Annotated in this window: 11 protein-coding genes; all 11 read right to left on the bottom strand. The window is 26.5% G+C overall.

The annotated features are described in order from the left end of the window. Positions 1-374: 374 nt before the first annotated feature. The 11 genes from I0K12_RS11710 to I0K12_RS11660 all read right to left on the bottom strand — a co-directional run bounded on the left by I0K12_RS11710 (position 375) and on the right by I0K12_RS11660 (position 7,806). The gene (locus I0K12_RS11710; protein ID WP_196888276.1) at positions 375-569 is read right to left on the bottom strand and encodes a hypothetical protein; all 195 of its coding nucleotides are present in this window, start codon (positions 567-569) and stop codon (positions 375-377) included. Positions 570-958: 389 nt separating this feature from the next. Then, positions 959-1,405 (bottom strand): hypothetical protein, encoded by a 447-nt coding sequence (locus I0K12_RS11705; RefSeq protein WP_196888274.1) that lies wholly within the window; start codon positions 1,403-1,405, stop codon positions 959-961. Positions 1,406-1,509: 104 nt separating this feature from the next. Then, the gene (locus I0K12_RS11700) at positions 1,510-2,520 is read right to left on the bottom strand and encodes an AhpC/TSA family protein (RefSeq protein WP_196888272.1); all 1,011 of its coding nucleotides are present in this window, start codon (positions 2,518-2,520) and stop codon (positions 1,510-1,512) included. A gap of 53 nt (positions 2,521-2,573) precedes the next feature. Next, positions 2,574-3,191 carry a hypothetical protein gene (locus I0K12_RS11695; protein ID WP_196888270.1) on the bottom strand — a complete coding sequence of 206 codons (618 nt, stop codon included), beginning with the start codon at positions 3,189-3,191 and terminating at the stop codon, positions 2,574-2,576. Positions 3,192-3,350: 159 nt separating this feature from the next. Further along, positions 3,351-3,845 carry a YcxB family protein gene (locus tag I0K12_RS11690; RefSeq protein WP_196888268.1) on the bottom strand — a complete coding sequence of 165 codons (495 nt, stop codon included), beginning with the start codon at positions 3,843-3,845 and terminating at the stop codon, positions 3,351-3,353. 103 nt (positions 3,846-3,948) lie between these two features. After that, positions 3,949-4,656 carry a hypothetical protein gene (locus I0K12_RS11685; protein ID WP_196888266.1) on the bottom strand — a complete coding sequence of 236 codons (708 nt, stop codon included), beginning with the start codon at positions 4,654-4,656 and terminating at the stop codon, positions 3,949-3,951. Between the two features lie 177 nt (positions 4,657-4,833). After that, entirely contained in the window at positions 4,834-5,322 is a 489-nt protein-coding gene (locus tag I0K12_RS11680) for a hypothetical protein (RefSeq protein WP_196888265.1), read from the bottom strand. Positions 5,323-5,390: 68 nt separating this feature from the next. Continuing rightward, positions 5,391-5,786 (bottom strand): hypothetical protein, encoded by a 396-nt coding sequence (locus I0K12_RS11675; protein ID WP_231372751.1) that lies wholly within the window; start codon positions 5,784-5,786, stop codon positions 5,391-5,393. Positions 5,787-6,007: 221 nt separating this feature from the next. After that, positions 6,008-6,412, bottom strand: coding sequence for a hypothetical protein (locus I0K12_RS11670; protein WP_196888260.1), 405 nt, complete (start codon positions 6,410-6,412; stop codon positions 6,008-6,010). Positions 6,413-6,640: 228 nt separating this feature from the next. Beyond that, positions 6,641-7,120: a DUF695 domain-containing protein gene (locus I0K12_RS11665; RefSeq protein WP_196888258.1), complete on the bottom strand. Its 480-nt coding sequence runs from the start codon at positions 7,118-7,120 to the stop codon at positions 6,641-6,643. Positions 7,121-7,185: 65 nt separating this feature from the next. Continuing rightward, on the bottom strand, positions 7,186-7,806 hold the full coding sequence (locus tag I0K12_RS11660; protein WP_196888256.1) for a hypothetical protein: 621 nt from the start codon (positions 7,804-7,806) through the stop codon (positions 7,186-7,188). Positions 7,807-8,065: the final 259 nt, after the last annotated feature.

Below are 8,065 nucleotides of genomic sequence, written 5' to 3'. Positions count from 1 at the left end.
TAATTTACTACAAAGATCAAAAGAAAAATTGAATTTTAAGCAAATAAGAACAAAGTTAGCTTATAATAAAGATGAGTTGAATAAGATTTTTAAATCAAATTTATTTTTATGAAAAAGCCGTGTAAATGGATTCATCTTGTGAAAAAGAATTAAAACTATTCAATAGAATTAGAGTGAATAAAAAAATATTAATTTTTTCCAGTACTTTCATTTTTTCTTTTTTAATTAAATTACATACAACGGATTAGTATAAGAATAGTAGCGGATTTCTAGTCACTAACTTTTCATTTAAACACAGACCCTTTTTATATTCACTTACTTTGGTTTTAGCGATTAAACTACTATTATTTTTATACATTGTTGTAGCACGTATTTTATTCCTCCGTTTCATTTTCCGAAATCAGTTCGTAATAGTTTAGTAAATCATTAATCATTGTTGCCTCAATTCCACTGCAATGACTATGTTCATAATCTACAGAATTGAATAGAGAGCCAATTCTAATATATTCACTCGAAGTACAACCTCCGTAATCATCTTTTCCAATTTTCGTTTTTAAGTAGCTTTTCAAAGAGTCTATTTTAATTTTTGCAACTAAATGACTTTTTCCTGTTCTTTTAGACTCTAATAAGTATCCGTCATTTTTTAATTCAACCGTAAAATGCTCTTTACTTTCGCCAAAACATCCCCAATTCTAGATTTCAATATCAAAGTCAGACATAGCAAAAACCTTGTCCAAAGTTTCTGAATTGTTTTTAATTCTTGGTTTACAAGAGGAAATCAGTCCAATTGTTAATAATATTAGGATCAGTTTTTTCATATGTGCTACAACATTACTATAACAAGAATTCCCTGTTATTTCTATTATATCTCTAACTATGAAGTTTCTGTAAATATTGAATTTTCATAGCAGCAGATGGCTAAATATTAGATTACTTCTGTTGATTTTTAATTCAGTTCTTATTTAACAGATGTATTTATCTTTATTGTTTTAAAATTCACTCCTTCTAAATCTTCAACATTACTTATCATTGGAAAATTTTTTTGAAATTGAAAATAAAGCGAATCTTTATATAAAATAAATGGTAATTTACTTTGATTCCCATCCCAACTTAAAAAATATGATTTATTGTTAATCCTAATTTTCTGTTTGCCTTTTTTTATTCCTACAACTGATGAGTTTCGATAGTATAATTTCTCTTTAGGATTGTTTAGGTTATATGTAATATTGTCTTTTTCATTTTTCCCAAAATGATATTCAATTATAGCGTTTTTAACTTTCTCAGGTAATTTTTCGAAACTCCTATTTTTATAAGGTAACTTATTTAAATCTACACTATTATTACAAGAAGTTAAAAACATTAAACTAAATATAAATAACCAGCTTTTTTTAAAATATTTTATCATTGAACAAAATTTTTACAAATTTAGATTTTATAACTCTTAACTTTCGATTAAAAGATAGGAGTAAGGTGAATGAAGAGCATGTGCTTTACTTGGTGTTTGTGATTTTATAATTTATTTTTTAAAAGTTTATCTAATTCTTCTGAAGATATATCTCGAGCTATAATTTCTCCATTTTGGTCTATTAAAAAATTGTCTGGTACTCCAATTACTCCATAAAGCATTTTAATTTCACTATTATTTCTTTTCAAATCAGATAAGTTAACCCAATTCTTAATACTATCTATTTCAATAGCTTTAATCCATTTATTTTTATCAGAATCTAGAGATATTGCACAAATCTCAAACCCTTTTGATTTATATTTAGCATGCACTTGAGTTAGTTTTTCATTTGATTTTCTGCAACCTCCACACCATGAAGCCCAAAATTCCAAAAGTATCATTTTATTTTTTATAGATGAAAATTTGACTTTTTGTCCTAACTGATTTTGAATTTCAAAGTCAATATATTTATCTCCAACTATTGGGGATTTATTTATTTGAATATACTTATCTATTAAAATCCCATCTTTTGATTTTTTTACATTATCTGATAGCTGATTGTATAACTTTAAAGTTTTTGCTTTTCCGTAGCTATATTTATATTCGTTCAGATAATATGCACTTATAATATTAGTAGGGTTTTCTATAATTAATTCTTCTTCAGATTTATAGTCTTCTCTTTTTAATTTTTCATAAATTTGGTGAGTATCTGATCCTGTTACAATACCACTTTTAAAGTCAATGTCTTTAGCAGTAAAAGTCATTTTTGAATTTTCAATCCATATTCTTTTTGATTCATAATACTTTTTTGAATCAGAATATCCTTTTGAATAGATAACAGTTGAAATAGGGAAGTAAGGAAAAGGTTTTTCAAACGTTAGCTTATTATTTTTTATTCTTATTGAATCAAGAACAATTTTTGTGTCGAAATTATTTTCTGGATAATACTCAATATAGACATATTCATTTTCTGGAATTAAGTCAGTGTTAACAGAAAGAGAAAAGTTTTCTTTTTTTGAAATATCACAGCTAATGAAACTGCACAATATTATAATTAATAAAATTATTTTTTTCATAGTTTTTGTTTGGATTTAGTATGTTTTCATTAACGTTTCAGCTAAACTACGTTTTAATGGAGTTTAGGTGTTGTTATTCTTAAAGTATCGATAGTCTTAAAACTAAAAGAGTCTTTAGATACTTTTTTTGTTATTTCAATGATTGAGTCATTTATTTTGAAAGCATCCACCTTAGTGATCGTGTCTTTCTTAGAAAATTTTCCAGCAATTAAATCTATTTTAAATGCTTTTCTATTCGAATTACTCAATTGTATCAAATAAACACGTTTATTATTTAGAGAATCAGAACAGATAAATGTAACTCCTTTTATGTTTTTATTTTTAAAATAAAGATCACCAATATCAATTTTTCCTTTGTTAAAAGGATGATTATCATTTATTCTTAATTCGTCTTTAATAACTCTTTTTATGGAGTTCATTCGTTTTAAGTATTCATTTTCACTATTAAAAACCTGAAGTGTATCTTTATTGAAACCAACCAAAGATGTATTAAGTTTTGGCTTAGGCCCAGTTATATAATAAGAATCAGTTGCTATTGTTCCAGCTATAAAATCTAAACTTTCATTATTTGAGAAAACAACTCTTTCAATTGGTATTTCAATTGAATTCTGGCAAGATAATAGTAAAATGAATAAACAAAATATTATAGTGTCTTTTTTGATAATATTCATATAATTAAAAATTATTTATAGAACTTAGATTGATTTTTTTTCTTGTAATTATTTTTGATTTTACATTTCTGTATTAGGTACAGATATTGTTGGCTTTAAGTTTCGATTTCTGTGTTACATCTACTGCAGAAAGCAAAACTTATACTTTGTTGAAGCACATTATTTCATTTTTTCTTTTATAATGTTTTTAAAATCTTCAAAATCTTTTTCATTCAATGATCTTTTAGGTATTACATATTGATGTTTCCCTTCTATCTCAAAATAATTTTCTTTTATTTCTATATTTTTTATATTCTCCCATTTCTCAATAGTTTCTTCTTCTCCCCGAATAATTGTAAAAGTATTTTCTGATAAAACTATTTCATTTTTTTCAAAACTTATTTGTTTATTTATCCATTCATTAATTTTCTTATTCGAATAATTGAACTTTTTTTTAGATAATATATAATTAACTAGAGCTATTATAAATAATATTAAAACAAAAATAGTTATACCATAATCCACAATATATATTGAAATTGGCAATGAAACTATTAATAAGAATAAAAGAGTAATTCCAATTTTAAAGTCTCTCTTGATTATTTTCTCAGTAGGATGAGTTTCACCAGTAACAGGAAGATATATTCCCTCATAATGTTCCTTTTCAATTTTCAATTTAAAAACAGTTTCCTCCATTTTAAGTTTTATTTTTCAATCTGTTAAGACGTTTTAGTTAAGTTGCGTTTTAATGTAGTTTAGGTTTTGTTGTGCAATGTTTTTACTTGTTGTCTTTAAGTGTTTTTTTAAATTTTTTTTCAGTCAATTTTTTAAATGGTTTGTTTTTATAAAATCTATAATTTGTAATTACAGAATCTATTTGAATTTCCGTTCCACCATTTTCTAATTCAATTTCTTCCATATCAATTCGAGTCAATATGTAAGTTGAGTTATTTACAAATTTTCCATATTGGTCATATGACCACATTCCATCTCCACCAGTTCCGGCAACGATATTATCACTTAATAGTTTATTTTCAGAATTGTAAATCAAATAATGTAAATCCTGACAACAACTTTCATCTCCTTCTATAATTGTAATTATTTTTTCTGATTTGTCATTTTTTTGGATTGAAAAGTATTGGTAATTTGCAGGGTAAATATTCTCTCCTTTGAGTCTTTCGTTTTGAAAATATGCAATTAACTTTTCTTTTGAAGAGAATGATTTAAGACTATCAACGAATTTTCCATGATACCAACCTCTTAAATCAAATTCATTTAGGTTTGAGTATTTAAAATCATTTGGGTCAATAAATAGAGAATCAGATTTTTCTATTTCAATAATCTGCTTAGCTTTCAATTCTGTTGAATCAGTTTTTATTAAGGCTTTTTCATTTTTCTCAATTTCAATGTCAGATTTAGATTCTTTCTTTTTCTCAGCACAGCTGAATGTCAGAAATATTAATATGTAGGTTAAAATTTTTTTCATTTGGTTAAATTTTATATGACATGAGTCTGCGAATAAACCTCACAATTTTCACTTTCTGAGAATTGAATTTCTGTCTTTTGTTTATTGTTATTAATTCAGTTTTTGTGCAGTCTGACGACCTGTGTAAGTTTCAATTCCTATATTGCACCTACGACAAAAATTGAAATTTACACTTTATCAGCAGTTTTTATTTTTTCGATTCCATATTCGAGTCACATTTTCCACATTCTGGTTAGTCATTTTTTGAGTTCTGATAAGTGTTCTCACACCATGAATCATAATCATTGATGCTTTTCCAGTTTCAATGAAATATTTCAAATCATCACCATTTTCAAGTTTAACAAATCCAAAACTTACTTGGATATCTTTGTATTCCTTAAAATCTCCATATCCTATGTCTGTTGCTCCCAATAAACTTTCAGCTCTTTCTCTTCCCTCCACTACAGTAATAAGCTTCTGGGTAGTTAAAACACTATAGTTTTCTCCATCTATTAAAGTCGAACAGATAATAAGTTCATCTTCTGTTAAGTTTAATGAAAGTCCTTCATAATGAAAATCTAAATTCGATTCATAAAACTTTGTCCACTTAAAATCATATGGTTTCATCGTACTTCTCTTTATTGAAGCGAGAGAAATATTATGTATTGATTTATCTGTCTTTTTCATTTCCTATTATTGTTAGCGTCTTGTATAAAATGCATTTTAGTGAATTTTTGCACCTTGTTGTAATGTGTTTATTCTATTTTAATAATAATTCTTGCTCTATACCTATCGTCAATTAATCTGTCCCAAAAGAATGACTTGACTTGATCCTTGCTTTCAAAAAGTTCAGTCGATTTTTTAGTAACAATTTCTATTCTTTCAACCCTATTGACTAGTGAGTCCAATGAATTATGAATTTCCCATGTTCCAATTCCAAAATCAAAAACTCTTGCTTCGGCTGAGTCTAGATTTATTATTAATGAATCTTTTGTCACGAAATTGTCGAACTTATAATATTCAGTTCCAGTGAAAAAAAATTTTATAGTTGACAAATCATTTGAATTATTCTCTATTTCAATGGTTTGAGCAGGATCGCACGAAACAAGAGAAAATCCTATCATCATTATTATTATTAATTTGAGTTTCATTTGTAAAAAATTACAACATTACTATAACAAGAATTCCTATTATATCTGTAACCATGAAATTTCTGTAAATTTTGAATTTTCATAGCAGTAGAAGGTTAAATTTACACTTCTTTGTTATAGCTAGTTTTTTTCGATCTTATTAAATTTATATGAATTCATTCCGTAATATTTTCCTGTCATTAAAAAAATCTAACCAAACTCTTCATATCCATATTTCATTATTAATTCCTAAAAGTATTTTTCTTTCTTATTTTATTTAAAATATATTTTCCAAATCGTAATGCGATCAGAACTAGAGCTATTATTGCTGAAAAACAAGCTGTATTATAAACTCCAAAATAAAATTGGTCAATTGGAATAAATTCTGAAAATACAGTTCCTAAAACTATACACACCAAAAATATTCGAATTACAACTTTAAACCAATTCTGTTTTGTTTGCATTTCGTAAAATCCAATTATTAAAACAAATAAGAATAAACTATCACCTAGAAAAACTCGGCTAATCAATTTGTCCAATTCAGGATTATTTTTCCCCCAATCAACAAAATTGTAATAACTCACAATAGATAAAATCAGTTGTATTATTATGATAATAATTGAAAAAAGTGGTTTATAAAATTTCATTATATTGAATTGTATGTTTGTTTTTTTATTTCATCTTAATATGTAACCTTTCCATTTCAATCAAATTTATTTTCAGCTTGCAGGTAACGTTTAATATATGGCAAGTAGGGTAGTTGATAGCGAAAAACTCTCAAGCTTGCACTAAGCCAAATTTTATATTTGGCGCTCTTTCTGGTAACTCAGAATATTGATAAGCCACCGAACGCCATATTTGCTATATAGTGTTATCTACTTTTTTGTTTTAAAATCATCAATTATTTTGTGCATTTCAACCCATTCAGGGTCTTCATAAAAATTTATTTCAATCGGATATACTTCATGTCCTTCTAACGTTTTATTGAAATGAATCATAAATTCTTCTCTGTTTTCAATGTAGTAATTGAATTCTTTTAATCCATTTCCAGTTCTATTGTAGGCATGTTTGCAAATGTCACTTTTCCAGAATGCTGTTTCAAGAGCGCCTTCTAGTTTAAGCATTTTATCGTTTGTCGATTTTGCTGGCATTCCATTTCTTTCAGAATCGTCATATTTCCATGAAACAACAGTAAACCAAGCCATTCTTGAAATTATTGAATTGTCAGGTATTTCATTAATAAATCTCACAACAATTGGAAAACCATCTTCTTCATATTCACCAATTATTCCGTTAAGCTTTTCATTGGGTTCATGATCAGTAGTTTTCTTTTTACGTTTAAATATGTTCAGCATAGATATTGCAGGTAACGTTTTGGCTAAGCTGCGTTTTAATACAGTTTAGGTGTTGTTGTGCATAGTTATTTTTTCCAAATGTCAAATTCCGTTCTTATTAAATTCAGAATTTCGCACATATAATTCAGTTCATCAATTTCTGGATAATGATTTAAATATCCATTGGGATTTGAAAATTCAAATTCGTTTGTTTTATTCCTACCTCGGACTTGAATTTTATATCCTTCTCCATCTAAAATCGCAACTTGCATGTTTATTAATTCATATTCCTCAATCTCTTTACCTCGATGTATCATTTTTACTTTTTCAACTTTTCCACGAGTTACTAACTTCCATTTTATTTCGCTTAAATTTGGTAAGTCTAAAATATGACTCCGAATAAAGTTTAGAAAAATAAATTCCATATCATTTTCCGATTTTAGAGTTTGTTTTTTAGCCCGTAATTCCACTTGTCCCTCAACCTTTGCGTAATGCTCGTAAAATTCAGCTGTCCATTTCTCCGATTTGTCTTGAAACATTCTAAAAAGTGAAGAGTAATTTGTTATTCCGCCGCCTTGATAAATTCGCACTTCTGTTTCGTAAGTCAGTGAATCAGATAGTTTCAAATCAGAATTAATTTCAGTTATATTTTGTGCTGAAACTCCAATAGAGAATAGAAATATTATTAAAATCTGTATGTTTTTCATGATTATGCGCAATTTAACCATAACAGGAATTCCTGTTATTTCTCTTATAACTGTAACTATAATATTTCTATATATTTTGAATTTTCATAGCAGCAGATGTCCAAATATATATGAATCTGAAATTTTTAACAAATAAAAGACTTAAATATTTAAAAGTAGATGAAAACTGTTTTTTAAAGTTGTTGAAAATAAAAAAAGCATATCAAAATAGTACTCTGATATGCTTAGATAAATATTGTATAAAGTTTAAGATTGTTTT

The sequence above is a fragment of the Aureivirga sp. CE67 genome (genome assembly GCF_015767245.1).
Classification (GTDB): Bacteria; Bacteroidota; Bacteroidia; order Flavobacteriales; family Flavobacteriaceae; genus Aureivirga.
The sequence above is the reverse complement of the archived record's forward strand: the minus strand, read 5'-3'. Positions and strand labels throughout refer to the sequence as shown.

What these genes read in the sequence shown, in the direction of transcription:
- I0K12_RS11705 (WP_196888274.1), bottom strand. Translation starts at nt 1,405, where the DNA reads ATGATAAAATATTTTAAAAAAAGCTGGTTATTTATATTTAGTTTAATG.
- I0K12_RS11700 (WP_196888272.1), bottom strand. Translation starts at nt 2,520, where the DNA reads ATGAAAAAAATAATTTTATTAATTATAATATTGTGCAGTTTCATTAGC.
- I0K12_RS11695 (WP_196888270.1), bottom strand. Translation starts at nt 3,191, where the DNA reads ATGAATATTATCAAAAAAGACACTATAATATTTTGTTTATTCATTTTA.
- I0K12_RS11685 (WP_196888266.1), bottom strand. Translation starts at nt 4,656, where the DNA reads ATGAAAAAAATTTTAACCTACATATTAATATTTCTGACATTCAGCTGT.
- I0K12_RS11680 (WP_196888265.1), bottom strand. Translation starts at nt 5,322, where the DNA reads ATGAAAAAGACAGATAAATCAATACATAATATTTCTCTCGCTTCAATA.
- I0K12_RS11675 (WP_231372751.1), bottom strand. Translation starts at nt 5,786, where the DNA reads ATGAAACTCAAATTAATAATAATAATGATGATAGGATTTTCTCTTGTT.
- I0K12_RS11670 (WP_196888260.1), bottom strand. Translation starts at nt 6,412, where the DNA reads ATGAAATTTTATAAACCACTTTTTTCAATTATTATCATAATAATACAA.
- I0K12_RS11665 (WP_196888258.1), bottom strand. Translation starts at nt 7,120, where the DNA reads ATGCTGAACATATTTAAACGTAAAAAGAAAACTACTGATCATGAACCC.
- I0K12_RS11660 (WP_196888256.1), bottom strand. Translation starts at nt 7,806, where the DNA reads ATGAAAAACATACAGATTTTAATAATATTTCTATTCTCTATTGGAGTT.